This window comes from Sphingobium sp. UBA5915 (assembly GCF_002431195.1).
Classification (GTDB): domain Bacteria; phylum Pseudomonadota; class Alphaproteobacteria; order Sphingomonadales; family Sphingomonadaceae; genus Sphingobium; species Sphingobium soli.
Genome location: NZ_DJDV01000112.1, coordinates 1 through 25837, shown reverse-complemented (window position 1 = coordinate 25837; position 25837 = coordinate 1). Strand labels below are relative to the sequence as shown.

The 25837-nt window shown below is 65.9% G+C and carries 28 protein-coding genes, 1 tRNA gene and 1 pseudogene; 12 read left to right on the top strand and 18 right to left on the bottom strand.

All coding sequences use genetic code 11. The annotated features are described in order from the left end of the window. Nucleotides 1-105: pseudogene (locus B2V90_RS19880) on the top strand (succinate dehydrogenase iron-sulfur subunit); the annotation flags it as partial. Between the two features lie 73 nt (nucleotides 106-178). On the opposite strand, the gene B2V90_RS19875 reads toward B2V90_RS19880, so the two are convergent. The 5 genes from B2V90_RS19875 to B2V90_RS19855 form a co-directional block, all read right to left on the bottom strand. After that, entirely contained in the window at nucleotides 179-427 is a 249-nt protein-coding gene (locus B2V90_RS19875) for a hypothetical protein (protein ID WP_293922925.1), read from the bottom strand. Between the two features lie 111 nt (nucleotides 428-538). Further along, the gene (locus B2V90_RS19870; RefSeq protein WP_293922923.1) at nucleotides 539-838 is read right to left on the bottom strand and encodes a hypothetical protein; all 300 of its coding nucleotides are present in this window, start codon (nucleotides 836-838) and stop codon (nucleotides 539-541) included. Between the two features lie 21 nt (nucleotides 839-859). Beyond that, nucleotides 860-2089: an argininosuccinate synthase gene (locus B2V90_RS19865; RefSeq protein ID WP_293922921.1), complete on the bottom strand. Its 1230-nt coding sequence runs from the start codon at nucleotides 2087-2089 to the stop codon at nucleotides 860-862. Nucleotides 2090-2259: 170 nt separating this feature from the next. Next, nucleotides 2260-3348, bottom strand: coding sequence for a hypothetical protein (locus B2V90_RS19860; RefSeq protein WP_228222065.1), 1089 nt, complete (start codon nucleotides 3346-3348; stop codon nucleotides 2260-2262). A 166-nt stretch (nucleotides 3349-3514) separates the two neighbouring features. Beyond that, nucleotides 3515-3709, bottom strand: coding sequence for a DUF4169 family protein (locus B2V90_RS19855; RefSeq protein ID WP_228222066.1), 195 nt, complete (start codon nucleotides 3707-3709; stop codon nucleotides 3515-3517). 90 nt (nucleotides 3710-3799) lie between these two features. On the opposite strand from B2V90_RS19855, the gene B2V90_RS19850 reads away from it, so the two are divergent. Next, nucleotides 3800-4792 carry a LacI family DNA-binding transcriptional regulator gene (locus B2V90_RS19850; RefSeq protein WP_228222067.1) on the top strand — a complete coding sequence of 331 codons (993 nt, stop codon included), beginning with the start codon at nucleotides 3800-3802 and terminating at the stop codon, nucleotides 4790-4792. Nucleotides 4793-4816: 24 nt separating this feature from the next. Here B2V90_RS19850 and B2V90_RS19845 read toward each other — a convergent pair. Continuing rightward, nucleotides 4817-4890: transfer RNA gene (locus tag B2V90_RS19845), tRNA-Gly, on the bottom strand. A gap of 71 nt (nucleotides 4891-4961) precedes the next feature. Here B2V90_RS19845 and B2V90_RS19840 point away from each other — a divergent pair. The 4 genes from B2V90_RS19840 to B2V90_RS19825 all read left to right on the top strand — a co-directional run bounded on the left by B2V90_RS19840 (nucleotide 4962) and on the right by B2V90_RS19825 (nucleotide 10386). Continuing rightward, nucleotides 4962-5921, top strand: coding sequence for a LysR family transcriptional regulator (locus B2V90_RS19840; RefSeq protein ID WP_414711628.1), 960 nt, complete (start codon nucleotides 4962-4964; stop codon nucleotides 5919-5921). A 133-nt stretch (nucleotides 5922-6054) separates the two neighbouring features. Next, a complete protein-coding gene (locus B2V90_RS19835) occupies nucleotides 6055-8175 on the top strand; it encodes a TonB-dependent receptor (protein ID WP_228222069.1) in 2121 nt (706 codons plus the stop codon). A gap of 81 nt (nucleotides 8176-8256) precedes the next feature. Beyond that, the gene (locus tag B2V90_RS19830) at nucleotides 8257-9372 is read left to right on the top strand and encodes a DUF47 family protein (protein ID WP_228222122.1); all 1116 of its coding nucleotides are present in this window, start codon (nucleotides 8257-8259) and stop codon (nucleotides 9370-9372) included. Nucleotides 9373-9387: 15 nt separating this feature from the next. After that, nucleotides 9388-10386, top strand: coding sequence for an inorganic phosphate transporter (locus tag B2V90_RS19825; protein WP_228222070.1), 999 nt, complete (start codon nucleotides 9388-9390; stop codon nucleotides 10384-10386). A gap of 58 nt (nucleotides 10387-10444) precedes the next feature. Here the strand turns inward: B2V90_RS19825 and B2V90_RS19820 are convergent, their stop codons facing one another. Beyond that, complete coding sequence (locus tag B2V90_RS19820; protein ID WP_009820985.1) at nucleotides 10445-10630, bottom strand: hypothetical protein; 186 nt, start codon at nucleotides 10628-10630, stop codon at nucleotides 10445-10447. A 145-nt stretch (nucleotides 10631-10775) separates the two neighbouring features. Here B2V90_RS19820 and B2V90_RS19815 point away from each other — a divergent pair, with 145 nt between their 5' ends. Continuing rightward, nucleotides 10776-12188, top strand: coding sequence for a helix-turn-helix domain-containing protein (locus B2V90_RS19815; RefSeq protein ID WP_228222071.1), 1413 nt, complete (start codon nucleotides 10776-10778; stop codon nucleotides 12186-12188). Between the two features lie 27 nt (nucleotides 12189-12215). On the opposite strand, the gene tatC is transcribed toward B2V90_RS19815, so the two are convergent. From tatC to glmU, 8 genes are all read right to left on the bottom strand, one after another. Beyond that, nucleotides 12216-12995, bottom strand: coding sequence for a twin-arginine translocase subunit TatC (gene tatC, locus B2V90_RS19810; protein ID WP_228222072.1), 780 nt, complete (start codon nucleotides 12993-12995; stop codon nucleotides 12216-12218). Further along, nucleotides 12992-13519 (bottom strand): translocase, encoded by a 528-nt coding sequence (locus B2V90_RS19805; protein ID WP_228222073.1) that lies wholly within the window; start codon nucleotides 13517-13519, stop codon nucleotides 12992-12994. Before B2V90_RS19805 ends, tatC begins: the two co-directional genes overlap by 4 nt. Before the next feature lie 29 nt (nucleotides 13520-13548). Then, nucleotides 13549-13791: a twin-arginine translocase TatA/TatE family subunit gene (locus tag B2V90_RS19800; protein ID WP_037542078.1), complete on the bottom strand. Its 243-nt coding sequence runs from the start codon at nucleotides 13789-13791 to the stop codon at nucleotides 13549-13551. Between the two features lie 27 nt (nucleotides 13792-13818). Then, the gene (gene scpB, locus B2V90_RS19795; protein ID WP_228222074.1) at nucleotides 13819-14409 is read right to left on the bottom strand and encodes an SMC-Scp complex subunit ScpB; all 591 of its coding nucleotides are present in this window, start codon (nucleotides 14407-14409) and stop codon (nucleotides 13819-13821) included. Then, on the bottom strand, nucleotides 14406-15137 hold the full coding sequence (locus B2V90_RS19790) for a segregation and condensation protein A (RefSeq protein WP_228222123.1): 732 nt from the start codon (nucleotides 15135-15137) through the stop codon (nucleotides 14406-14408). The genes scpB and B2V90_RS19790 overlap by 4 nt, the downstream gene beginning before the upstream one ends. A 50-nt stretch (nucleotides 15138-15187) precedes the next feature. Then, nucleotides 15188-17011 carry a glutamine--fructose-6-phosphate transaminase (isomerizing) gene (gene glmS, locus B2V90_RS19785; RefSeq protein WP_228222075.1) on the bottom strand — a complete coding sequence of 608 codons (1824 nt, stop codon included), beginning with the start codon at nucleotides 17009-17011 and terminating at the stop codon, nucleotides 15188-15190. A 117-nt stretch (nucleotides 17012-17128) separates the two neighbouring features. Then, entirely contained in the window at nucleotides 17129-17989 is an 861-nt protein-coding gene (locus tag B2V90_RS19780; RefSeq protein WP_414711627.1) for a metallophosphoesterase, read from the bottom strand. 13 nt (nucleotides 17990-18002) lie between these two features. Further along, nucleotides 18003-19295, bottom strand: a complete 1293-nt coding sequence (gene glmU, locus B2V90_RS19775; RefSeq protein WP_266103132.1) for a bifunctional UDP-N-acetylglucosamine diphosphorylase/glucosamine-1-phosphate N-acetyltransferase GlmU — start codon at nucleotides 19293-19295, stop codon at nucleotides 18003-18005. 152 nt (nucleotides 19296-19447) lie between these two features. Here glmU and B2V90_RS19770 point away from each other — a divergent pair, with 152 nt between their 5' ends. Beyond that, nucleotides 19448-20116, top strand: coding sequence for an HAD family hydrolase (locus B2V90_RS19770; RefSeq protein WP_228222077.1), 669 nt, complete (start codon nucleotides 19448-19450; stop codon nucleotides 20114-20116). 10 nt (nucleotides 20117-20126) lie between these two features. After that, complete coding sequence (locus B2V90_RS19765) at nucleotides 20127-20888, top strand: enoyl-CoA hydratase/isomerase family protein (RefSeq protein WP_228222078.1); 762 nt, start codon at nucleotides 20127-20129, stop codon at nucleotides 20886-20888. 7 nt (nucleotides 20889-20895) lie between these two features. Here the strand turns inward: B2V90_RS19765 and B2V90_RS19760 are convergent, their stop codons facing one another. Continuing rightward, the gene (locus B2V90_RS19760; protein ID WP_228222079.1) at nucleotides 20896-21711 is read right to left on the bottom strand and encodes an HpcH/HpaI aldolase/citrate lyase family protein; all 816 of its coding nucleotides are present in this window, start codon (nucleotides 21709-21711) and stop codon (nucleotides 20896-20898) included. A gap of 94 nt (nucleotides 21712-21805) precedes the next feature. On the opposite strand from B2V90_RS19760, the gene B2V90_RS19755 reads away from it, so the two are divergent. Both B2V90_RS19755 and B2V90_RS19750 read left to right on the top strand, forming a co-directional pair. Next, on the top strand, nucleotides 21806-22780 hold the full coding sequence (locus B2V90_RS19755) for an SPFH domain-containing protein (RefSeq protein WP_037542527.1): 975 nt from the start codon (nucleotides 21806-21808) through the stop codon (nucleotides 22778-22780). Between the two features lie 37 nt (nucleotides 22781-22817). After that, nucleotides 22818-23264, top strand: coding sequence for an NfeD family protein (locus B2V90_RS19750; protein ID WP_228222080.1), 447 nt, complete (start codon nucleotides 22818-22820; stop codon nucleotides 23262-23264). 7 nt (nucleotides 23265-23271) lie between these two features. Here the strand turns inward: B2V90_RS19750 and B2V90_RS19745 are convergent, their stop codons facing one another. Further along, nucleotides 23272-24054: a helix-turn-helix domain-containing protein gene (locus B2V90_RS19745; RefSeq protein ID WP_414711626.1), complete on the bottom strand. Its 783-nt coding sequence runs from the start codon at nucleotides 24052-24054 to the stop codon at nucleotides 23272-23274. Nucleotides 24055-24262: 208 nt separating this feature from the next. On the opposite strand from B2V90_RS19745, the gene B2V90_RS19740 reads away from it, so the two are divergent. Then, entirely contained in the window at nucleotides 24263-25135 is an 873-nt protein-coding gene (locus tag B2V90_RS19740) for an OmpA family protein (RefSeq protein ID WP_228222082.1), read from the top strand. Between the two features lie 34 nt (nucleotides 25136-25169). Here B2V90_RS19740 and B2V90_RS19735 read toward each other — a convergent pair. Beyond that, nucleotides 25170-25837, bottom strand: a 668-nt coding sequence (locus tag B2V90_RS19735) for a DUF885 domain-containing protein (protein WP_293922915.1), incomplete at its 5' end; no start/stop codon positions are given.

Below are 25837 nucleotides of genomic sequence, written 5' to 3'. Positions count from 1 at the left end.
CGCTGCCACACCATCATGAACTGCTCGAAGGCCTGCCCGAAGGGCCTGAACCCGGCGAAGTCGATCGCCGAGATCAAGAAGAAGATGGTCGAGCGGCAGGTCTAGGCAGCCGCTTCATTCGCAAAAGCAAAATGGCCGGGCATCTGTCCCGGCCATTTTCGTTTCGAGAGGATACCGCTCAAGACCGCCAGCCCGGCGGCGGGCCGTGGCGCTCGATCGCATTCACGATCTCGCGGTGGCGGCGGTTCTCGCGCGACATGGAGATCGCGATGACCGCGTGCGCCGACGGCACCAGCCAGAGCACCGGGAACGCCAACCCGAGCAGGATGCACGGCACGATCATCGCAAAGTTGAGCACGGTCGAGAAAATCTGGCCGTTGAGCAACAGCGCGAGCGGCGGCAGAAAGACGGCGAGGATGTAGATCATGACAACCCGACAAGCCTCTTGGGATCGCTCCAGTTGCGATCGGCGCGAGGGCATATAGGGATTCAAACGCCCGGCGCCAGAGTGATTCCGTGGCTCATTTCACAAACCTGATCAGGGTTGCGCAGAGGGCGGCTGGGCATCACGGGGCGCTTTCCTTGTCCAGAGCCACCACGCTCCGACGCCGAGCGTCGTCAGCGCCCACGACGACAGCCCGAACACCACCAGCGCCGCGAATCCGATCGGCGCAAACAGATTGCCCGCCGGCACAACGTTACCGCCGATCAGGAAAATCCCCGCCAGCAGAAATGCCAGGATCACCACGCCCGCAGAAATATAGGCGATGACGAGCAGCGCACCGGCCAGAACTGCGCTGCCCACCGTGACTGCGATTTTCTCCATCAGTCCCGGCATGGCAGCGCCTTTCCTCGCGGATTATTTTTCGAACTTCTTCCGCCGCTGGCCGAGGGTGCGCAACCGCAGCGCATTGAGCTTGATGAAGCCTTCGGCGTCCTTCTGGTCGTAGGCGCCCTTGTCGTCCTCGAAGGTCACGAGCGTCGACGAGTAGAGCGACTTCGGGCTCTCGCGGCCGGTGACGATCACGTTGCCCTTGTAGAGCTTGAGGCGAACCTCGCCCTCGACATTCTCCTGGCTCTTGTCGATCAGCGCCTGAAGCATCTCGCGCTCCGGCGCGAACCAGAAACCGTTGTAGATCAGCTCCGAATAGCGCGGCATCAGATCGTCCTTGAGATGGCCCGCGCCGCGATCGAGCGTGATCGATTCGATGGCGCGATGCGCCTGCAGCAGGATCGTGCCGCCCGGGGTTTCGTAAACGCCGCGCGATTTCATGCCGACGAAGCGGTTCTCGACCAGATCGAGCCGGCCGATGCCGTTGTCGTGGCCGAGCTTGTTGAGCTTGGCAAGCAGCGTCGCCGGCGACAGCGCCTCACCGTCGATGCTGACCGCGTCGCCCTTCCTGAAGCCGATGCGAATCTCGGTCGGCTTGTCCGGCGCTTCCATCGGCGAGATGGTGCGCTGATAGACGATCGACGGCGCTTCCTTCGCCGGGTCTTCCAGCACCTTGCCCTCGGACGACGAGTGCAGAAGGTTGGCGTCGACCGAGAACGGCGCCTCGCCCTCCTTGTCCTTGGCGATGGTGATCTGGTGATCGCGCGCGAACTGCAGGAGCTCCTCGCGACCCTTGAACGTCCATTCGCGCCACGGCGCGATGATCTTGATGCCGGGCTCGAGCGCGTAATACGACAGCTCGAAGCGAACCTGGTCGTTGCCCTTGCCGGTCGCGCCATGGCTCACCGCGTCCGCGCCCACTTGTTTCGCGATTTCGATCTGCCGCTTGGCGATCAGCGGCCGGGCGATCGACGTGCCGAGCAGGTACAGCCCCTCATAAAGCGCGTTGGAGCGCATCATCGGAAAGACATAGTCCTTCACAAATTCTTCGCGCAGGTCGTCAATGAAGATATGCTCTTGCTTGACGCCCATCAGTTGCGCCTTGGCGCGGGCGGGCTCCAGTTCTTCCCCCTGCCCCAAATCGGCGGTGAAGGTCACGACCTCGCAGCCATAGGTCTGCTGCAACCATTTCAAAATCACGCTGGTGTCGAGGCCGCCGGAAAAGGCGAGGACGATGCGATTGATCTTTTCGGTCATGGAGCGGCGACTCTTTCTGATGGAAACGGCGCGTAAAGGCGTGCGCGCGCCCGGTATCAGTCACGCCGAAAAAGCGCAACCGGACTGGCGGGGCCGGGATCGCAAAAAGGCCGAGCGCATGGCCCGGCCTTCGTTGCCTTTCTTGATTGCGTGGCGGGGGCCAGCGCCGATCAGCGTGTACGCGGTTTCAGGAAGCCGCTACGCGGACCATCCTTGTCGAAGCGATAGACCATCTGGCTGCGATCCTGCGTCGCCGGGCCGTGTGGTGCAACTGGTTCGGCATGTACTGTTTGCGGCGCATCGGGCGTGCGGGCCGCCGCTGCACGCTGGGCCAGCAGGAAACGGGCGCGTCGGGTGCGCTTGGCCCGGGTCGTAAAGGGATTTTCCGGGCTGGGGGGCGCGGCGACCATGGCGTCGAGCGTCGCGTCCTGTGGCGTCACCATCGCCGGGGCCATCGCCGGACGCGCACCGATCGCGGGCCGGCTGGCGGGCGCATGCTCTACGGGCGTCGTCCGCGCCGGATCGACCATAGCAGGCGCGGGCTCAGGCATTGCCGCAGCGGTGGCATAGGTTGGCGTAACAACTCCGTCCTCCGCAACGGGGCGTCGGCGGCGCATCACCATCGCGCCACCCAGGCCCATCAGCAGCAGCGCGCCGCCACCCATGGCCCACAGAAGCGCCTGATCCGTGCGCGCGGCTTCTGCCGGGGCTTCAGCGGCCATCGATGGCGCGGTGGCGGCGGCAGCCGGCATATCTGCCGGGGCGCGATCCGTCGTGGATGGGGCTGGCGGAGTCGGCGCCGCCGTCGCGGCGGCGGGCGACGTCACTGGCGCGGCCGGCGCGTCCATTGCCGTGGATTCGGGTGTGGGGGCAGCCTGGCGAGCACTTGCCTGACGCGCGGATGGGCGGTTGGACTGATCCGTAGCGCGGCTGCTTGCCTGCTCCGCCTCGGCAGCGGCACGTGCCTCGGCGATGCGCTGTTCAACCGGGGCGGTCGACTGCACGACAGGCGCGCTCGGCTGAAACACCGGGGTTGCAGGCATAGTGCTTCCTGGCATCGTGCTTCCCGGCGTCGCCACGGCCGGCGCGGCTTGTGCCGGGGTCATTGCCGGCGGACTGACGACGCTCGCCTCCGGCGCGGCCGAGGGCGCAACAGCGGGCGGCACGATGTCCTGCGCCAGCAGGGGCGTTGCGGTAAAGGCCAGAACAGCGGCGATCGCGGCCCTGGCGGGGCGGATGGTGCGAATATGTCCAGTCATAGTGGATCATCAACCATCGACTGGTCCGAATCTTTGCATGAACTGGCCGCATCAAGGACGAACCGAAAGGACGATAAGGCGAAGCGATCATTATGAACGGATGTTCATCGCATGAGCACCATGACATCTCACCTTCGCTGAACGATTATTCATCCTACAGAGATTATTACTGATCTTTTTCTTGAGGGGACTCGCGAAATGCGCCCCTCAACACGGCATTCTGGCGCTCGTCTTGGGCCGCCTGCGCCGAACGTTCGGCCTTCGTGCGGCCATGAAGCGCCCGATTGGCGGCCGCGTTCGCCGCCTTGTCGGCACGAGCCTTGCGCTTGCGCGCCTGACGCAGATTGATGACAGTGCCCATCGCGCCACCATAAGGGCGCGCGCCATGGCTTGCCAAGCGCGACGACAAAGGGGCATGACAAACGCCTCCCCGCGCCATGAGCCAGGACCCATGACCAGCATTCACGACGTCGCCGCCCTCGCCAAAGTCTCGATCAAGACGGTGTCCCGCGTCGTCAACAAGGCGCCCAATGTCAGCGACGCGTTGCGGGACCGGGTGCAGGCGGCGATCGCGCAGCTGGGCTATCGCCCCAACCAGTCCGCGCGGCGGCTGGCGGGCGGGCGGTCGTTCATGATCGCATTCCTTTATAACAACCCCGCGCCCGGCTATGTCAGCCGCATCCAGATGGGCGCGGCCTGGCGGTGCCGGGACCTGGGCTATCATCTGGTGGTCGAACCACTATCGCCGGGCGGAGAGGAACGGTTCGACGTGCTCGACCGGCTGGTCGCGGCGCTGCGGCCCGATGGCGTGCTGCTCGTCCCGCCGCTGGCCGACGACCAGCCGCTGCTCGACAGGCTGGCGCAGATGCAGCTGCCCTGCGCGCGCATTGCCGGTTCCGGGCCCTCGCCCAGCTTCACCATCTCCACGCCCGAACAGGCGGCGGGCCGGATGGTCGCGGATCATCTGACCAGCCTTGGCCATCGCCGCATCGGTGTCATCACCCCGCCCGCGACCCACCATGCCGCACTGCGCCGGGTCGATGGCTTTCGCGAAGGGCTGGCGGCGGCGGGCATCGCGGCGGAGGAGGCGCTGTTCGTGCCCGGCCGGTTCGATTTCGCGTCCGGGATCGCGGCGGGCGAGACATTGCTGGCGCTGCCGCACCCGCCGACCGCCATCTTCGCCACCAATGACGACATGGCGCTGGGCGTGCTGACGCTGGCGCACCGGATCGGGTTGCGCGTGCCCGAGGACCTGTCCGTCACCGGCTTTGACGATACGTCGGCGAGCCTGACATCCTGGCCCCCGCTGACCACCGTGCGCCAGCCGCTGGAGGAAATGGGCCGCACCGTCATCGACGCGCTGGCGCAAGACGCACGCGACACACCCGAATTCCGCTTCACCCTGATCGAACGCGGCAGTTCAGGGCCGCCGGCGCAAGCGTGAGGGATAAACGATGTACGGAATGGCTGGAGCGGGTAGCGGGGATCGAACCCGCATCACAAGCTTGGAAGGCTAGTGCTCTACCATTGAGCTATACCCGCCCGGCAGAGGAGCGCCCTGCCATCATCGCGGGGGGTTCGTCAACCCGGCTTTGCGTGGAAAGCGTGCGAAGATGGCGCTTACGCATGGAGGCCATTTCCTCTATCACCGGCGCATGAGCAGCCCGTCCCTGCGCCAGTTGGATATTTTCGCGCAGATGGTGGCGGCGGGCAGCGTGGCGCGCTGTGCCGAGGATATGGGTCTGACCCGGCCAGAGGTGCTGGACGGGATCGCGGCGCTGGAGATGCGGCTGGGCTATCGGCTGTTCGACGATCCAGGCGGCGAAGCGCGGCTGACGCCGGCCGGGCGCAAGACCGCGCAGGCGATGATGCAGCTGGGCGGCGATGACGCGCCGGCGGCCGTCGATGCGTCGGCGGCGGATATGCCGCCTTTGCAAGCAGCGCAGCCCACGCCGGCGCGCGACGCGATCATCCTGGCCGCGCCCGCGCCGATCTTCGGCCATTTCCAGGACGCGCTCGCCGCGTTCGAGGCGGCCAATGACGATATCGCCATCAGCATCGACCTGCATGTCCACAGCGCGAACGACGCCGCGGCGGCGCTGGCGAGCGGGCGCGCCGACATCGCCTATTTCTACGCGCTGGAAGAGCCGTCCGCGCCCCCGTCCCGCTATGGCTGGTCGGAGCCGGTCAACCTTTATGCCGGAAGCAGCCACAGGCTGGCGCGCGCGGACATGGTGGCGCGCGCGGACCTCGCTGCGACGCCGCTGCTGACGATGGAACGCAGCAACGGAATGCGCGACATCGTCGAGGCGGCACTGGCGCGCGGGCGCGCATCCTTTGCGATGGCAGCGCTGGAAAGCGACAATATGCTGGAGATCGTCGAGGCACTGCGTGATGGAGCCGGCTGCTTTGCCGCCTTTGGGCCCCTGGCGCGCGACCTTGGCCGGATGAGCGGCATCCGGCGGCTGGCGCTGGACATGCCCCTGCCCGCCATCGAAATCCGGCAGGCGGTGGGACCGCATCTGGCCGACAAGCCAGCGGCCGAGGCGCTGGCCGACTATCTGTTTCTATAAGCCGCCATTGTCATTGCCGCCATGTTTCCGCGTCGTGGCGCATCGTCGCAAATTTCCGACGAACAGGCTTGTTACGGTGTAACATCCTAGATACAGGATCGACATCAGATCATAGTCAAAGGGTTGATCCTCCATGTCCCGCTTTTCGATGCTGCGCGCCGGCTGCGCCCTGCCGCTGCTGTGCCTTTCCGTCCCGGGCCTTGCCCAGACCGCGCCGGCCGCGGACGCGGATCAGGATGGCAGTTATCATGACCAGCGCGCCGACATTGTCGTCACCGCGCTGATCCCGCGGCGGCAGGGGGACATATTGTCGGGCACCAGCGTCCTGACCGGCGAGAAACTCACCCGCGAACTGCGCCCCAGCATCGGCGAAACGCTGGCGCGCCAGCCGGGCGTGTCGGCGACCTCCTTTGGCCCCAGCGCATCGCGCCCCATCCTGCGCGGTTTCCAGGGCGAGCGCGTGCGCATCCTGACCGATGGGATCGGCAGCTTCGACGTGTCGAACACATCGGTCGACCATGCCGTGGCGATCAATCCGCTGACCGCCGATCGCATCGAAATCCTGCGCGGGCCGTCCGCCCTGCTCTATGGGTCGTCGGCGATCGGCGGCGTCGTCAATGTGATCGACAGCCGCATTCCGCGCCGCGTGCCCGATGAGCCGATACATATCGACGCGATCGGCACCTATGGCAGCGCCGCCAATGAACGCACGGGCGCGGGCGAAATCGAAGTGCCGCTGGCCGACAAGTTCGTCGTCCATCTGGACGGCAGCTACAGCAAGACCGGCGATCTCGACACTGGCAACTATATTCTGACGCCGGCGCTGCGCGCGCAGGCGGCGGCGAGCGGCGACGCGGAGATTGCCGACCTAGCGAACCTCAAAGGCAAGCTGCCCAACAGCGCCGGGCGCGTATGGGAAGTGGCCGGCGGCGCGGCCTATATCGACGATGGCGGCAATCTGGGCGTGTCGTTCGCGCATACCGACAATTTCTACGGTGTGCCGGTGCGCTATGCGCTCGATCCCGATGGCGAGGCGGAGGAGGTGCGGCTGCGCATGAAGCAGGACCGCGTCGACCTGCGCGGCGAAGTCGCCGTCAATGGCGGCTTCCTCGACAGCATCCGCCTGCGCGCAGGTTATGCCGATTATCAGCATCAGGAAATCGAGGATACGGGTGAGGTCGGCACGACCTTCTACAACCAGTCGATGGAAAGCCGGCTGGAATTCGTGCAGTCCAAGCGCGGCGGATGGGACGGCGCGTTCGGCGCGCAATTCTTCACGCGCCGCTTTCAGGTCGAAGGCGAAGAGAAATTTCTGCCCAAGAATGAAACCAACCAGATCGGCGTCTTCACGCTGCAATCGCTGGACCTGGGCAATACGCGGCTGGAAGGCGGCGCGCGCTTTGAGCATACCGATGTCAGCGCGGATGCCGACGAGGCGCTGTTTTTCGACGGGCGCCGCCGCAGCTTCGATGCGCTGTCCGGTTCCATCGGCATCAGCCAGGCGATCATGCCCGGCTGGCGCATCGGCCTCAACGCATCGCGCAGCGAACGCGCGCCATCCGCCGAAGAACTGTTCGCGCGCGGCAATCATGCCGGCACGCAGGCGTTCGAGCTGGGCGATCCGGATTTCGGGAAGGAAAAAAGCTGGGGCCTGGAAGGCACGCTGCGCGGATCGGGCGAAGGCTACAGCGTCAGCCTGGCGGCCTATCATAACTGGTTCAGCGGCTATATCTATGAAAGCGTCGCCGCCGACAGCGTCTGCCAGGCGGTCAATGGCGGCGAGGAGTTGGAATTTCCCTGCTACGCCTTCAACCAGGCCGACGCCCGCTATTATGGGTTCGAGGCCGAAGCGTCGGTCAAGCTGGCGCAACTGGGCGGTTATGCGATCAATGTCGATGGCGTTGCCGACTATGTCCGCGCCACCATCAAGGGCAATGGCCCTGCGCCGCGCATCCCGCCGCTGCGGCTGCTGGGCGGGCTGGAAGCGCAGGGCGATCGGCTGTCTGCCCGCGCCGAAGTCGAGCATGTGTTCGATCAAGATCGGGTGACGGACTTCGAAACGCCGACCGACGGCTATACGATGGTCAATGCCTCGCTGTCGTTCAAGCCGCTGCCCGGCAACGACCGCACCACGCTGATGCTGTCGGCCAACAATATCTTTGACGTGGAGGCCCGGCGCCACGCCAGCTTCCTCAAGGATTTCGCGCCGCTGGCCGGCCGCGACATCCGCGTGACGGCGCGCTTCTCGCTATAAGGCACGGAATCGGGGTCGGGCGAAGCGTCCCGGCCCCGACCGGCCGATTGCGCATTATGACGTTTATGTTACATGCGATCGATGCGCCAGATCGCCGCCCTGCCCTATACGACCGCCGCCGATGGTTCGATGCAGATCCTGCTGATCACATCGCGCGATACCGGACGCTGGGTCATTCCCAAGGGCAATCGCATGAAGGGGCTTGCGGGGCATCGCGCCGCCGAACTGGAAGCCTATGAGGAAGCGGGGATACAGGGCATCGCCTGCCCTGCCCGCATCGGTCGCTACCGTTATGACAAGCGCCGCCGCAAGGGCGGATCGCGCGAGGCGATGGTCGACGTATTCCCGCTGGCCGTCACCCGCCACTTGACCCACTGGCCCGAACAGGGGCAGCGCGAACTGCGCTGGTTCCCGCTCGCCGAAGCGGCGAAAGCGGTGGACGAGCCGGACCTGCAATCCATCATCGCGCGCTTCCGCGAACCCCCCGCCGATCCGGGCTGGTTCTTTCGCGTCCTGATCGCTATGCGCGACCGGCAGAATGAAAGGACAGGTCTATTGCGCTGGTTCCACGCGCTGATGCCCAAGCAGGGGCGTTTCTTCGAACAGTTTGAGGATCATGCCACGACATTGGTCGCGGGCGCGGATGCGCTGGCGCGGCTGATGCAGGGCGGACCGGACATGGCGACCCATATCCGCACCATTTCCGATCAGGAGCATGTCGCCGACGACATCATCCGCGATGTGCTGAAGGACGTGCGGCGCATCTTCGTCACGCCTTTCGACCGCAGCGCGATCACCGACCTCATCGGGGTGATGGACGACGCGATCGACCAGATGAACCAGACCGCCAAGGCGGTCGCGCTCTACGAAGTAACGACATTCCCGCCGCAGATGCAGGATATGAGCGCTCTGATCGTCGAATGCGCGCGCATCACGGAGGAAGCGATCCCGCTGTTGCGATCGCTCAATCTCAACGCCGCGCGGCTGCATGACCTGACCGAACGGCTGGTCACGCTGGAAGGCCATGCCGACATATTGCATGAAGACGGGCTGAAACTTCTTTACGCGCAGGCCCGCGACGGCAATCCGATGGACTTCATCGTCGGCCGGGAAATCTACAGCCATCTGGAAAAGGTGACCGACCGGTTCGAGGATGTCGCCAACGAGATTTCCGGCCTGGTCATCGACCACGCCTGATCCCGCGCGCATCCCATGGACCCCATCGCCCTTCCGCTGCTGATCGCGCTGGTCGGCGTCGCCCTGCTGTTCGATTTCCTGAACGGGCTGCACGACGCCGCCAATTCGATCGCGACCATCGTGTCCACCCGGGTGCTCAAGCCGCAATATGCGGTCGCTTGGGCGGCCTTCTTCAACTTCATCGCCTTTCTCTTCTTCGGCCTGCATGTGGCGACCACGGTGGGCAAGGGTATCGTCGATGCCAGCATCATCGACCCGCAGGTCATCTTCGGCGCACTGATGGGGGCGATCAGCTGGAACCTCATCACCTGGGCGCTGGGCATACCGTCCTCGTCCAGCCATGCGCTGATCGGCGGATTGCTGGGCGCGGGCGTATCCAAGGCGGGCCTGCCCGCCGTGGTGTGGAGCGGGGTGTTCAAGACCAGCGTCGCGATCGTCCTGTCGCCGGCGGTCGGTCTGTTCCTGGCGCTGATGCTGGTGCTGGTGGTGAGCTGGATATTCCGCCGCTTCACGCCACAGGGCGCGGACCGGGTGTTCCGCAAGCTGCAACTGGTATCCGCCTCGCTCTATTCGCTGGGGCATGGCGGCAATGACGCGCAGAAGACGATGGGGATCATCGCCGTGCTGCTTTATTCGCAGGGCATGCTGGGCGGCACCTTCTACGTGCCCTTCTGGGTGATCCTGTCCTGCCAGGCGGCGATGGGGCTGGGCACGTTGCTGGGCGGGTGGAAAATTGTCCACACCATGGGGTCGAAGATCACGCGGCTGACGCCGGCACAGGGTTTCTGCGCCGAAACCGGAGGGGCTATCACCCTGTTCATGGCAACGCATCTGGGCGTGCCGGTATCGACCACTCATACCATCACGGGCGCCATCGTCGGGGTGGGCGCGTCGCGCCGCCTGTCGGCCGTGCGCTGGAACATCGCGTCGCGCATCATCGTCGCCTGGGTCGTCACCCTGCCCGCCGCTGCGGCGATCGGCGCGCTATTCTATGGGCTGACACAGCTGTTCTAGGCAAGACGAAGGCGCGGTCGGTTGCCCGCCGCGCCCTGCCCTATCCTATGGCGGTCCGTCAGGCCACGCGGCCCAAGCGATGATAAAGATTGGCATATTTGACCGATTCCGGCTGGTCCTGCACTTCGCGCAGATAATGGGCGATGGCCGTGCGGATGAGGCTGAAATCCTCCTGACTGAACACCGCGCGCGAACGGGCGGGCTGGGGATGGCCGTGGGTCGGTTCGATCGTCTGCGCCTGCATGAGTCGGTTTCCTTGTGCGACGCCCCATAGCGTTGGGGCCATGGACAGCGATGTAGACAGATGCGGCGGCGGCTAACAGGCCGATGAATGGCCGCCAGTCATGATTTAGATTGGTCATAGTGTCAAATCATGACATAGTGACTGCATGGCAGATGTAGGCGACCGCAAACTCTATCTAGGCCCCAAGCTGCGCGTACTGCGCCGCGAATTGGGGCTGAACCAGACGCAGATGGCCGAGGAACTGGGCGTGTCGCCCAGCTACCTCAACCATCTCGAGCGCAACCAGCGGCCGTTGACCGCGCAGATGATGCTGCGGCTCGCCAATACCTATGACATCGACATTCGCGATTTCGCCGCGCCCTCGACCGATGGCGGGCCGCGCGAACTGGGCGAGATATTGTCCGACGCGCTGGTGCGCGACATCGGCATATCGCGCGACGAGGTGCTGGAGGTCGCGGAAAATTATCCCGGCGTGACCGAGGCGGTCGCGCGCTTCTATCGGGCGCTGACCGACCTGCGCCGGGTGCCGGGGGAGGCGCTTGCGGGCGCGGCGGAGCGGGTGCCGATGATCGCCCCGATCGACTGGCTGCGCGAGATGATCGCGCGGGCGGGCAATCATTTTGCGGAGATCGACGCCGGCGCGGAAGCGATCGCGGCGGATTTGCCGGAAGACCCGGCGCTGCTTCAGGCGGCGTTGCGCACGCGGCTCAAGGACCGGCATGGAATCAGCGTGCAGACGGTGCGGGCAGACCTGATCGCGGGACGGCTGCGCCATTTCGACATGCACCGCCGCCGCCTGATGCTGAGCGAGCGGTTGGCCCCATCGGGCCGACTGTTTGGCGTAGCCTGGCATCTGGTGGCGCAGGAGCTGGCCGAGGCCATCGCCGCGCAGGTTGCGCGCGCCGCGCCGCCGGACGAGGACAGCCGCCGACTCGCGACGATCGCGCTCACCAACCATGCCGCCGCCGCGCTCGTCATGCCCTATGAGCGGTTTCGCCAGGCGGCCGAGCAGAGCCGGCACGACCTGCCATTGCTGTGCGACCGGTTCGGCGTGTCGATGGAGCAACTGGCGCACCGCCTGACCAGCCTCAACCGCACCGGGGCGCGCGGCATCCCCTTTTTCATGGCAAAGGTCGATGGGGCGGGGCAGATCGCCAAGCGGTTCGATGGCGAAGCCTGGCCCTTTGCCCGCTATGGTGGCACTTGCCCGCGCTGGGACGCGCATGACGCGCCCGCGTCCGGGGCGATCGCACCGCAACTGATCGAGACGATGGAAGGCAAACGGTTCGTCACGCTGGCCGTGAGCGTGCCGCGCGGTGCGACGGGCGCGCGAGCGCGGAGCGTCATCGCGCTGGGTTGCGAGGCGAAACACGCCGCCCGCATCGTCCATGCCGATGGGTTCGACGCCGAGCGGGGCGAAGCGACCGAGGTAGGGCCGGGCTGCCCGCTATGCGAGCGGCGGGCCTGCCCGGACCGGGCACTACCGCCGGTCACGCGCGCGCTGGATCTGCACAGCTATGAACGGACCGCCGCGCCCTATCCCTTCCGCCGGGTCTGACGGAACGCCGCATCCGGTCAGGGATGGTCAGGCCGCGACTTCTTCCGCGTCCTCCGGCTCCACCTTCTTGCGATCAGTGAACCAGATGGCGATGATCGTGACTTCGTAGAGCAGCAGCAGCGGGATGGCGAGCATCAGCTGCGACACGACATCGGGCGGGGTCAGCACGGCGGCCAGCACGAACGCGGCGACGATCATATATCGACGCATGCCGATCAACTGCGCGCGCGTCACGAAGCCCGCCCGGTTGAGCAGCATCAAGAGCACCGGCATCAGGAAGCTGATGCCAAAGGCAAGGATGAACTGCATGACAAGGCCGAGATAGGCGTCCGCGCTGGGCAGCGCCTCGACCGACAGGCCGCTGCTGTCGCCCTGAAACTCCAGGAAGAAGTGGAAGGCGGTGGGCATCACCACGAAATAGGCCAGGCTGGCCCCCATGGCGAAGAGGAAGGGTGTCGCCAGGATGAAGGGCAGCAGCGCCTTTTTCTCGCGCGCATAAAGGCCGGGCGCGACAAAGGCCCAAAGCTGGTTCGCGATGATCGGGAAAGACAGGCAGAAAGCGCCGAAGAAGGCGATCTTCACCTGCACGAAAAAGGCTTCGTAGAGCTTGGTATAAACCAGCCGGCCGTTGCCGTTGCCAAAGGCTTCCTTGAGCGGGTGGACGAGAATGGCGAACAATTGCTCGGAAAAATAGAAGCAGAGCGCGCCGGTGATCGCCAGCGCATAGACGCATTTGAGCAGACGGCCGCGCAATTCGATCAGATGGTCGAGCAAGGGCGCCTTGCTGTCGTCAATATCGTTAATCATGCCGCCGCGTCACCCTTGTGCGCGGGCAAGGCCTCGTCGTCCTTGGCAGGGGCGGCCGCCACATAAGGTGGACGATCGCCCTCCTGTGACGGCGGCGGAGCGGGCGCTGGGCGTGATTCGGCGACAAAGGCGGGCTTGGGCGCGGGCGGCGCAGGATCGGCGACATAGGGCGGCGCATCCGCACCTTTTGCCCCATCCGCGTCGGGCGAAATCGATTCGGATGCGGCGACGGACGAGCCGTCATCCGGCGCAGCATCGGGCGCCGGCAGCGCGTCGGTCGCTGGCGCGGGCGGATGATCGTCCATGATCCGCTTGTTCTGCGCGGCCCATTTCTTTTCCAGCTCTTCCAGTTCCACCTCGCGCACCATGGCGTCGATGCCGGTGCGGAAATGGCGCGCCATTCCCTGCGCCTTGCCCACGATCTGCCCCACCTTGTAGAGCGCGCGCGGCAGGTCCTTGGGACCGATCACGATCACCGCAATGATCACGATCACCAGAAATTCGGTCGAATCGATGCCAAACATGCGCGACTACCGGCCCGGGGGTTGAAGGATCAGGCCTTGGTCTTTTCTTCCGTGGTCGTGCCGGGCGCGTCCTGTTCGGGCACGCGATGCCCTTCGATCCGGGTGGCGGGCTTGGCGGGCTTGGCGTCCTCATCGTCGTCCGCCATGCCCTTCTTGAAGCTCTTGATGCCCTTGGCAACGTCACCCATCAGGCCGGAAATACGGCCGCCGCCGAACAGCAGCATGACGACCAGGAGCACGATCACCCAGTGCATCAGCGAAAAGGAACCCATAATATTTACTCCTGTCAGAGGGCCTTACTAGGCCTCTTCCTCATCATTTTCCAGAACGGATTGGCCGCCCATAGCCTCCAGTGCCAGATCGACGGGATCGAGCAGCCCGGCGGCGCGCAGATCCTCCAGCCCCGGCAGGTCCCGACGGCTGCTAAGGCCGAAATGTGACAGAAAGTCTACGCTGGTCGCATATATCAGCGGCCGGCCGGGCACTTCGCGGCGCCCCGCCGGACGCACCCAGCCCGCCTCCATCAGCACGTCCAGCGTTCCCTTGGCGACCTGAACGCCGCGGATCGCCTCGATCTCCGCGCGACTGACCGGCTCATGATAGGCGATGATCGCCAGCGTCTCCATTGCCGCGCGCGACAATTTGCGCGGCTCGTCCTTTTCGCGACGCAGGATATGGGCGAGGTCGGGCGCGGTCTGGAAATGCCAGCGCCCGCCGCGCTCGACCAGATTGACGCCGCGCCCGGCATAGGCGTCGGCCAGACTCGCCAGCGCGGCGGCCATATCGCCATCGCCGACATGAAGTTTCAGTTCGGCCGGAGACATGGGCGCGTCGGCGACGAACAGGGCGGCTTCGATGGCGCGCATATAATCATCGGGTTCTGAATTCATGGCGCCGCCCGTCCCGGCACGGCGGCGCGCAGATAGATGGGCTGGAAAATCCCGTCCTGCTGGATATCGAGCCGCCCCTGCCGCGCCAGTTCCAGCGCCGCGACAAAGCTGCTCGCCAGCGCCGACTTCGCCTTGGGCTGCTCCAGACCGGCCGGCAGGAACGCCTCCAGCCGCGTCCAGTCCAGCGCCGCGCCGACCAACGCGCCGACGCGCTGGATCGCTTCGTCCAGCGTCATGACCGGGCGCACGGCGATGGTGTGGACCACCGGCTGCGTACGCGCGCGAATCTGGCCATAGGCCTGGATCAGATCATAGAGGCTGGCTTGCCACTGCGCCTTTTTGACAAGCGCCAGCCCTTCCGGGCGGCGGCGGCGAAACACGTCGCGGCCGATGCGGTCCCGCGCCATCAGCCGGGCCGAGGCATCGCGCATCGCGTGTAGCCGCTGCAACCGCAATTGCAGCCGCAGGGCCAGTTCCTCGGGGCTGGGATCGGGCTGCTCCGCGCGGGGCAGCAGCAGCGAGGATTTGAGATAGGCGAGCCAGGCCGCCATCACCAGATAGTCGGCGGCGAGTTCGAGCTTGAGCTGCCGCGCCCCTTCGATGAAGGCGAGATATTGCTGCGTCAGCGCGAGGATCGAGATTTCGCGCAGGTCGACCTTCTGGTTGCGCGCCAGCGTCAGCAGCAGATCGAGCGGCCCTTCCCAATGGTCGAAGCTGACGGTCAGCATCTCCGGCCGCGCCGCGCGGCTGTCCTCATCCTGTCCGAACAGGTCGGCGCTCACTCCACCGTCACCGATTTGGCAAGGTTGCGCGGCTGATCGACATCCGTGCCCTTGGCAACGGCGACATGATAAGCGAGCAGCTGCACCGGAACGGCATAGACCAGCGGCGCGATCAGCGGATGGACCTGCGGCATTTCGATCGTCGCCATGCAGCCTTCGCCCGCGATGGCGATGCCGTCCGCGTCGGAAATCAGCACCACCTTGCCCCCGCGCGCTTGCACTTCGGCCATGTTGCTGACGGTCTTTTCGAACAATGGGCCGCTTGGCGCGATCACGATGACCGGCACGGCATCGTCGATCAGCGCGATGGGGCCATGCTTCATTTCGCCGGCGGCATAGCCTTCGGCGTGGATGTAGCTGATTTCCTTGAGTTTCAGCGCGCCTTCCAGCGCCATCGGATAATCCGGGCCGCGGCCCAAATACAGGACGTCGCGCGCCGGCGCGATCAGGTGCGCCATCGCCTCGATCTGGCCGTCGCGGGCCAGCGCCTGGTTGAGCGCGGCAGGCGCTTCGGACAGGTGCCAGACGATGTCGGCTTCCTCTTCCGCCGTCAGCTTGCCCTTGGCGCGGGCGAGATTGGCCGCCAGCGCCGCCAGCACGGCGAGCTGACAAGTGAAGGCCTTGGTCGATGCGACGCCGATTTCCGGCCCGGCATGGGTGGGCAGCAGCAGATCCGCCTCGCGCGCCATCGAACTGGTCGGCACGTTGACGACCACCGCGATAATCTGCCCTTCGGCGCGGGCATGGCGCAAGGCCGCCAGCGTGTCGGCGGTTTCGCCCGACTGGCTGATGAACAGGGCAAGGCCGCCGGCCTCCAGCACCGGTTCGCGATAGCGGAACTCGCTCGCCACATCGATGTCGACGGGCACGCGGGCGAATTTTTCGATCCAATATTTGGCGACGAGCCCGGCATAGAAGCTGGTGCCGCACGCGACGATGGTGATGCGCTTCACCTGGCCCAGGTCAAAATCCATGTCGGGCATGGCAATCTGGTTTTCCATGCGGCGCAGATAGGATCGCAGCGTCTGGGCGACGACGACCGGCTGTTCGTAAATTTCCTTCTGCATGAAGTGGCGATGATTGCCCTTGTCGATCATCGCGCCCGACACGCCGGAAATGGTGACGGGGCGGTCGACGGGGTTGTTGTCCTTGTCAAAAATCTCGGCGCCGTCGCGGGTGATGACGACCCAGTCGCCCTCCTCCAGATAGGCGATGCGTTGCGTCAGCGGAGCGAGCGCCAGTGCGTCCGACCCAAGGAAGGTTTCACCCTCGCCATAGCCCACCACCAGCGGCGACCCCAGCCGCGCGCCAATCAGCAGGTCGGGATGCTCCCGAAAGGCGATGGCGAGCGCGAAGGCGCCGTGCAGGCGCGGCAATATGGCGCGCACGGCGTCGGTCGGGGACGCGCCCTGTTCCACCTGCTCGCTTACCAGATGGGCGACGACTTCGGTGTCGGTCTGGCTGTCGAAATGACGGCCGCGCGCAACAAGTTCCTCGCGCAGCGGCTTGAAATTTTCGATGATGCCATTGTGGACCAGCGCCACCTGCGCGGTGGCATGAGGATGCGCGTTGCTGGTGGTCGGCGCGCCATGGGTGGCCCAGCGGGTGTGGGCGATGCCGGTGGTGCCGGGCAGCGGTTCGGCGACCAGTTCCTTCACCAGATTGTTGAGCTTGCCCTCCGCGCGGCGGCGTTCGATCGCGCCGTCATGGATGGTGGCGACGCCCGCGCTGTCATAACCGCGATATTCCAGGCGCTTCAAACCATCGACCAGCCGTTCCGCCACGTCGTCCCTGCCGATGATCCCGATAATGCCGCACATGAAGGAAACGCCCCGCTATTTTGTCCCGCTCAAGCCCCTCGCGCGCCGCAATCGGCTGCCAAGGCCACGGACCAGCCATTAAAGACTCCGCGCCCCTGCGCCAACAGCGCGGCACAACTATTTCGGCGCGGCGGGCCGGATGGTGAGGAACCAGATGTCGGGCGGGGCAAGCATGCGAAAGGGCAGGCCGCTGGTGCCCACGCCCGCCGCGACGATCATCTGACGCTCACCCTCGCGATAACGGCCGCAGGCATAGCGCGTCCCATATTTCGACGGCACATAGACGATGCCGGCGAAGGGGAAGGCAATCTGGCCGCAATGGGTATGCCCCACCAGCGTTAACAGGGGCGCGTCGGGCAGGCGCGGGAACACGTCTGGCCCGTGCGACAGGAGGATGGGCGCGCCGCCGACGCGCGCCATCGCCGCCAGCGTCCCGTCAATCGCGGGCTTGCGGGTATAGATGTCCTTCAGGCCGCCGATCGCCAGCGGCCCGCGTCGCACCGCACCGTCCTGCAACAACGTGATGCCGACCGCATGGAACGCCGCCTGCCAGTCGCTCGCGCTCAACGCCCGGCGGTTCTGCTTGCTGCGGCTGTCATGATTGCCGAGCACCGCCACCACCCCCATCGGCGCGCGCAGGGCGGCAAAGGGGGCGATGCTGGCGCGCGCATCATAAATGGCCGCGCCCTTGTCATCGCCGATATAATCACCGCCCAGCAGGATGAGGTCTGGCCGCAGCGCGTTGATCTGCGCGACGATCCGCGCCATGCGCTGCGGGCTGTTGTCCGGGCCGGACAGATGCGTGTCGGTCAGCAGCGCGACGGTGACGGGGCGCTGTGCCGCACCGGGCGGATAGGGCAATATCACCTCCGCCCGCCGCACCACCGGCATCGCACGGGCATTGTGGATCAACCACAGGGCAAAGCCGACGCCCAGTACCAGCAACGCCGCCAGCCCCAGGAGCAATTTGCGGATCACGAGCGGTACGCGCTCAAGGGCGCAGCTTCTTCGCCTGCATCCTCTCGCGGAAGCGGGCCGCCCAGCCGGTCTTGCCGACCTGTTCGGGCCGGACGAGGCAGAGCGAATCCGGCTCCACCGGACGGGTCACCACGCTGCCGGCCGCCACGATCGCGCCCGCGCCGATGCTGGCCGGCGCGACCAGCGCGCTGTTGGAGCCGATGAACGCACCCGCGCCGATCTCCGTCCGATATTTGAAATAGCCATCATAATTGCAGGTGATGGTACCCGCGCCGATATTGGCCCCCGCCCCCACGCTGGCGTCGCCGATATAGGACAGGTGATTGGCCTTGGCCCCTTCGCCCAGCGTCGCCTGCTTGATCTCGACGAAATTGCCGACCTTGGCCTTTGCGCCGATCTGCGCGCCGGGACGCAGCCGCGCATAGGGGCCGACGGCCGCGCCGCTGTCGACGCTGGCCCCTTCCAGATGGGAAAAGGCGTGGATGATGACGTTGTCGGCAATGGTGACGCCGGGGCCGAAGACGACATTGGGCTCCACCACCACGTCGCGACCCAATAGCGTATCATGCGAGAAGAAGACGGTTTCGGGCGCGACCAGCGTCACGCCGTCGCGCATCGCATCGGCCCGGCGGCGCGCCTGCCACAGCGCCTCCACCCCGGCCAGTTCGGCGCGGCTGTTGACGCCCGCCACTTCCCACGCGTCGGTTTCAATCACCGCGCTCTGGCCGCCGGGCAGCATAACGATGTCGGGCAGATAATATTCGCCCGCTGCATTGTCGTTGCCGATCGCGTCGAGCAGCACGAACAGGTCGGTCGATCGCACCGCCATCAGGCCGCTGTTGCACAGGGTGACGGCGCGCTCGGCTTCATCGGCGTCCTTATATTCCACCATTTTCTCGATAATGCCCTGCCCGTCGGCGATGATGCGGCCATAGGCCGCCGCATTGTCGGGACGAAAGCCCAGCACCACGGCGCGCGGCTCGTCGCCCCGGTTGAGCCGGTCCAGCATCGCGCGCATCGTGTCGGCGCACACCAACGGCACGTCGCCATAAAGGATCAGCACATCGCCCGCGAAACCCGCCAGCGCGTCATGCGCCTGCGCGACCGCATGGCCGGTGCCCAGCTGCTGGTCCTGCACGGCGACAATCGCGCCGGTGCCTTCGACCGCACGTTCCACCTGATCCCGGCCCGCACCCACGACCACCACCTGCCGTTGCGGCGACAATTGCGCCGCGCTCGCCAGCAGATGCAGCAGCATCGGCCGCCCGGCCACCGGGTGCAGCACCTTGTGCAACGACGATTTCATCCGCGTCCCCTGCCCGGCGGCAAGGATGATGACGGCAAGCGGGCGAGCGGCGGAACTGGTCACGATGATTTCCCGATGATTGGCCTGTGCTGGGCGCTCTGTGCCATGTTTGCCTTGCCTTTGCCACCGCGCACGCGGCATGGAACGCGGCCATGAACAGCATTCCCTTCGATATTGTCGGCTTTGACCTGGATGGCACGTTGATCGACACCAGCGGCGACCTGGCCGCCGCGGTCAACCATGCGATCGGCACCATCGGCCGCGATCCCTTCCCTGCGGCCGACATCCGCCCCTTCGCCGGCAAGGGCGCGCGGGTGATGCTGCAACGCGCACTGGATGCGTCGGGGGGCTGTGACACGGCGATGCTGGCCGATTTGTTGCCCATATTGCTCGACCATTATGCGCAGAATCTGGCGATCCATTCGACGCCCTATCCGGGCGCGGTGCAGGCGCTCGACGCGCTGGCGGCGCGGGGCGTGCGGATCGCCCTGTGCACCAACAAGGCGGAGCGGTTCACCATTCCCCTGATGCAGCAGATCGGCCTCCATGACCGGTTCGCGGCGATCGTAAGCGGCGACACCGTCGGTGTATCCAAGCCCGACCCCGCGCCCATCCGGGCGATGATCGAGCGTGCGGGCGGCGGCCGCGCAATCTTCGTGGGCGACACGATCAACGACATTGCCGGCGCGCGTAATGCGGGCATCGCCAATATCGCGGTCGGCTTCGGCTTTCTGGACGGGCCGGTGGAGCAACTGGAGGCGGACGCGGTGATCGCGCATTTCGACGAGCTGGTGCCGCTGCTGGAACGCTGGCCGGGATGAGGCCGCGGGCATGACGCTGCGCCTGGAGCACGATGGGCCGATCGCGCGCCTGCTGATCGACCGGCCCGCGCGCCGCAACGCGATGACGCAGGCGATGTGGGAGGATGCGCCGCGCCTCGTCGCGCAAGCCATGGCCGACGATACGGTGCGCGTGCTGATCCTCGCCTCCGCCACGCCCGGCCTGTTCTGCGCCGGCGCGGATATCGACGAATTTGCCCGCTGCGCCGCCGATCCCGACTGGCGCATCGCCAATCAGGCCGCGATCCGTTCCACCCAATATGCGCTGGCCCATGCCGACAAGCCGGTGATCGCCGCGATCGGCGGGGATTGCATAGGCGGTGGTTGCGGCATGGCGATCGCCTGCGACCTGCGCATCTCTGCGCCCGCCGCACGGCTGGGCATCACGCCCGCGAAACTGGGCATCGTCTATTCGCTGTTCGACACCAAGCTGCTGGTCGACCTGGTCGGGCCAGCGCGGGCCAAGCGCATTCTCTTCACCGGCGCGCTGCACGATGCGCAGACGGCGCTGACGATCGGCCTGATCGACGAGATCGCGCCCGATCCGCTTGCCGCTGCCAATGCGATCGCCCGCGCTATCGCCGCCAATGCCCAGCACAGCGTGCGATCCGCCAAGGCGGTCATCCGCCGCATCCTCGACGGCCAGGCCGACGACGACGCCGCCACATTATCGCTATTCCGCGACGCCTTCACCCTGCCCGACTTCACCGAAGGCGCCGCCGCCTTCCGCGAAAAACGCCGCCCGAATTTTTGAGCTGGGGCTATCCCCCTACGGCTTCGGCACGTGCGATGAGCGCCCTGGCTTGTTCGACGTGCATGGTTTCGATCATGCGGCCTTCGAAGCGTTCGGCGCCGCCGGTGGCGGCTTCGATCAGGCGGCGGGCGTCGGCCAGGGCCTGGGCGTCCGGGCCGAACACCTGATTGGCGACCGGGACCTGCGCGGGGTGGATCAGCGTTTTGCCATCAAAGCCCAGCGCATGACCCTCGGCGCATTCCGCTTCCAGACCCGCTTCATCGTCCAGCCGGTTGAACACGCCGTCGAACACCGCGATGCCCGCCGCCCGGGCGGCGAGCACCACCGTCTGCATCGCAAGGCCTAGGCCCGCGCGCCCGGCATTGTCGGGAAGGCCAAGGTCGCGGCGCAGGTCGTTATTGCCCATGAACAGCCCGGCGCAGCCTTCGCCCGCGGCGATGGCATTGGCCGCCAGCACGCCACGCGCGCTTTCGATCATCGCGATCACCGGCTTTTGACTGACGGAAAAGACATCCTTGACCTGCTTGGGATGTTCGACCTTGGGCAGCACCACATAGTCGGCCGCCGTGCCCTTGAGCGCGATCATCTCGCGCCCATGGGTGGCCGCCCCCTCGACATTGATGCGCACGGCGGCAAGCCTTTCTCCAAAACCTTCGCCGAGCGCTTCGAGCGCCTGGTCCAGCGCTTCAGCCTTGCGGTCGTCGGCGACCGCATCCTCCAGGTCCAGGATCACCATGTCGCACGGCAAGGTGCGCGCCTTGGCGATGGCGCGCGGGTTGGATGCAGGCAGGAACAGCAGCGAACGGGCGTGGCGCAGCAACATGGGGCTTACTCTCCTTTGCGGTTTGACTATCCTCGTTAACGAAACAGGCGCATGATCCAAGCCCGACATGCCCCTCACGGAAAATGGAAGCGCCATGCTGACCACCTTTGCCCTGACACTGACCGGCCTTGTGCTCTTCTACCTTGCCGTTAGCGTGAAGGTGGTGCGGCAAGGCTATCAATATACGATCGAACGCTTCGGACGGTTCACGGAGGTCGCCCGCCCCGGCCTCAATTTCTACCCCGCCTTCTTCTACGCGGTGGGCCGCAAGATCAACATGATGGAGCAGGTTGTCGATATTCCGGGGCAGGAAATCATCACCAAGGACAATGCCATGGTGTCGGTCGACGGCGTGGTCTTCTTCCAGGTGCTGGATGCGGCCAAGGCAGCCTATGAGGTGAGCGAACTCTATGTCGCGATCATGCAGCTGGCGACGACCAACCTGCGTACGGTGATGGGGTCGATGGACCTGGACGAGACATTGTCCAAGCGCGACGAGATCAACGCGCGGCTGCTGTCCGTCGTCGATCATGCGACCAACAGCTGGGGCATCAAGATCACGCGCGTCGAACTGAAGGATATTCGCCCGCCCGCCGACATCGTCAACGCGATGGGCCGACAGATGAAGGCGGAGCGGGAGAAGCGCGCGCTGATCCTGGAATCCGAAGGCCTGCGCGCATCGGAAATCCTGAAGGCCGAGGGCGCGAAGCAAAGCCAAATCCTCGAAGCCGAGGGCCGTCGCGAGGCCGCCTTTCGCGACGCCGAGGCGCGCGAGCGCGAGGCCGAGGCGGAGGCCAAGGCGACGCAGATGGTGTCGGACGCGATTTCGTCGGGCAATCCGCAGGCGCTCAACTATTTCATCGCGCAGAAATATACCGAGGCTGTGCAGCAATTTGCGACATCGCCCAATGCCAAGACGATCCTGTTCCCGGTGGAAGCGACGCAGCTGATCGGGACGCTGGGCGGCATCGGCCAGCTTGCCAAGGACGCGCTGGGCACCGATGGCCAGCCCATTCCCACCCCGCCCGCGCCGCCGCGTCGCGGCCCGTTCGGCCAGAGCCAGGGGTAAGGGCGATGGCGCGTGACGGCGGCAGGAGGGAGCAGACATGACCGACTGGATCGCCCTGATGGAGGATCATTGGGCCTGGCTGGTATTCGCCGCGCTGCTCGGCATTGGCGAGGTGCTGATCCCCGGCGTGTTCCTGATCTGGATCGCGATCGCCGCGGCGATCACCGGGCTTGCCGCGCTGGCGCTGCCGATCGGCCTGCCGCTCCAACTGCTGCTGTTCGCCGCGCTCAGCATTGTGGCGGTCTATGCCGGACGGCGCTGGTATGTCGACCATCCCGTCGCCTCCGCCGATCCCCTGCTCAATGACCGCGCCGCCCGGCTGATCGGCGAGACGGTCAGCGTGGTGGAACCGATCAGCGGCGGCGAAGGCCGGGTGCGCGTGGGCGACAGCGTCTGGACCGCGCGCGGCCCCGACGCCCCCGCCGGCGCCCGCGTCCGCATCATCCGCGCGGAAGGCGCGACCTTGTGGGTAGAGGGGGCCTAAAGCGCCTTCATTCTATCGTCACGCCCACCACCTGCCAGCCTGCATCGCCCTGTTCCAGCGTGACGGTTTCGACCGCGTTCGGCTTGGCGGCGAAATCGGTGCGGAATTTGATGACAGTGTAGCCGGCCGGTGGGGCGGGCAGTTCTTGTTGGCTCAGGAACTGGCGGGAGGATACCGCGCCCAGCGGCACGCGCACCTTGTCCGAGACGGACGCCCAGACCTGCGGCGTGTTGAGCTTGCGGAAAGAAGGTCCGAACAGGCGATAGCTCTCATCCCAGCGGCCAGCGTCGACCAGCGTCAGGAAATCGCGCGCCTTTTGCACCAGTTCGGCATCTTGCGGCGCCTGCGCCTGGGTTGCGGCCGGCTGCGTCGTCGCGCCATCGGGGGAAAGGGTCGTCATGGCAAGTAGGCCAAGGATAAGGGTCATGAGCATCACTCCTGTCAGGATCATGGGTAGGCGGGTTGCCCGCCCCGCGCCGTCCATCGGCGCTGCCTGCTCATCCCCCGGCGCGCGCGCCGCGTCGTCCCCGATTTCGCTGTCCCCCAGATTTTCGGGGACGCGCGGCGCTGCGCCCTCCCCCTCCACATCCAGCAGCATCCGCGCGGCTTCCCGGCTGCTCGATACCGCCAGCTTGCGCCGCGCGTCGCGCAGCCGTTCGTTGATGGTGTGGACCGAGAGGCCGAGGCTGCGCGCGATCGACTTGGCGTCATGCCCGCGCACCATCAGGCGCAGCGTCTGCTTCTCCTTTTCAGTGAGGGCCAGGACGGCCTCTTCCACGGATATACTCATGGGCATCATGCGTAAGCCCCCCGCCCAATCGCAGCCACCCCAAAAAATTGGGGTCTGGCCACCGCCCGCGCCAGGGACCGCCTCCATTCGCCTCGCCTTGCGCTCGCATGACCGGCAGAGCGATGCGCCTTGCGCCCGCCATTCATCAACCGGCAATATTCGCCGGAACAGGCAGGACGGGCTTATTCAAGAGGATGGAGGATCACCCATGTCTATCACGTCAAAGGGAGGTGCCGCGCTGCTGGCCTGCGCGCTGCTCACCGGGCCGATGGCGAGCCCGCTGGCAGCGCAGGACGCGCCGCCGGCCGACCTGTCGGCCACGATTACCGAACCCGAGCCAGCGCCGGCGGAAGCGGTCAAGGGGCCAACGATCGAGGGCTTCATCTCCGCGCGCAGCGGCGACCAGATGCAGGTCACGGGCGAGGATGGCGCGAACAATGTCGTGGCCATCGGGGAAGCGACCGTGGTGCGCGCGAGCGGCGGCTTCCTTGGGCTGGGCCGCGAAACGCTGGGGCCGGACGCGCTGCTGAACGGTCTGCCCGTCAGCGTCGAGACGGTGCAGGGCGCGCAGGGGCTGGTGGCGACGCGCATCGCGCTCAAGAACAAGGACCTCAAAACCGCGTCGATGATCCGCAACGGTACGGCGCAGGGCTTTGCCGAACAGAGCGCCGCGACCGAAGCGCTACGCGGCCGGGTCGCCGATATCGACCAATATAATGTGAAGGCGACCACCAACGTCAATTTCGACACCGGCAAGACCGCATTGTCGCCCCAGGCCAAGAGCGATCTGTGCGCCACGGCGGCCAGCGCCGAACAGATGGACAACGCCCTGCTGCTGGTCGTGGGCTATACCGATTCGACCGGGTCGGAAGAGTATAACCAGATGCTGAGCGAAAAGCGCGCGGGGCGGGTGGTCAATTATCTGCAACAGCATTGCAACTGGAAACCCTATCGCATGCTGACGCCGACCGGCATGTCGGAAGCCCAGCCGATCGCCAGCAACGACACCGCGCAAGGCAAGGCCGAAAACCGCCGCGTGTCCGTCAACATCCTGGTCAGCAAGGGGCTGGACGGGATGTAGGACCCGACCGTGGCGGAAGGCGCGCGGCGTGGGTTCAGGCCCCGCCGCGTTCCTTGACCCAGGCATCGACATTGGCGGCGAGCACGGTCATCGGCACGCCGCCGCCCTTCACCACCATGTCGTTGAACAGGCGAAAGTCGAACCGGTCGCCCAGCGCCCGTTGCGCGTCCCCGCGCAGCCGTACGATTTCGCCATGGCCGACCTTGTAGCCGCAGGCCTGGCCCGGCCATGCGCAATAGCGGTCAACTTCGCCCTGCACATCCTCCAGCGTCGATCCGTTGGTGCTGGCAAACCATTGGATCGCCTGATCGCGCGTCCAGCGTTTGGCGTGCAGGCCGGTGTCTACCACCAGCCGGCAACAGCGATAGGCGATCGACTGGAGATAACCCAGCCGCCCGGCGACATCGCCATCATAGACGCCCAGCTCATCGCCCAGCTGCTCGGCATAGAGCGCCCAGCCCTCGCTATAGGCGTTGAACGCCAGCAGCGATCGGATCAGCGGCAGTTTATAGGTATATTCGCCCTGCCAGATATGGCCCGGTATCCCTTCATGATAGCAGAGCGTCGGCAGGCTGTAGCGCGGCCAGATGCCGGTATCGCGCAGGTTGATATAATAGTTGCCCGGCACGCTGCCGTCGATGGAGCCGGCCCCGGCATAGGCGCCCGGCGCGCCCGCCTCTATCTCCACCGGCACGCGCTTGA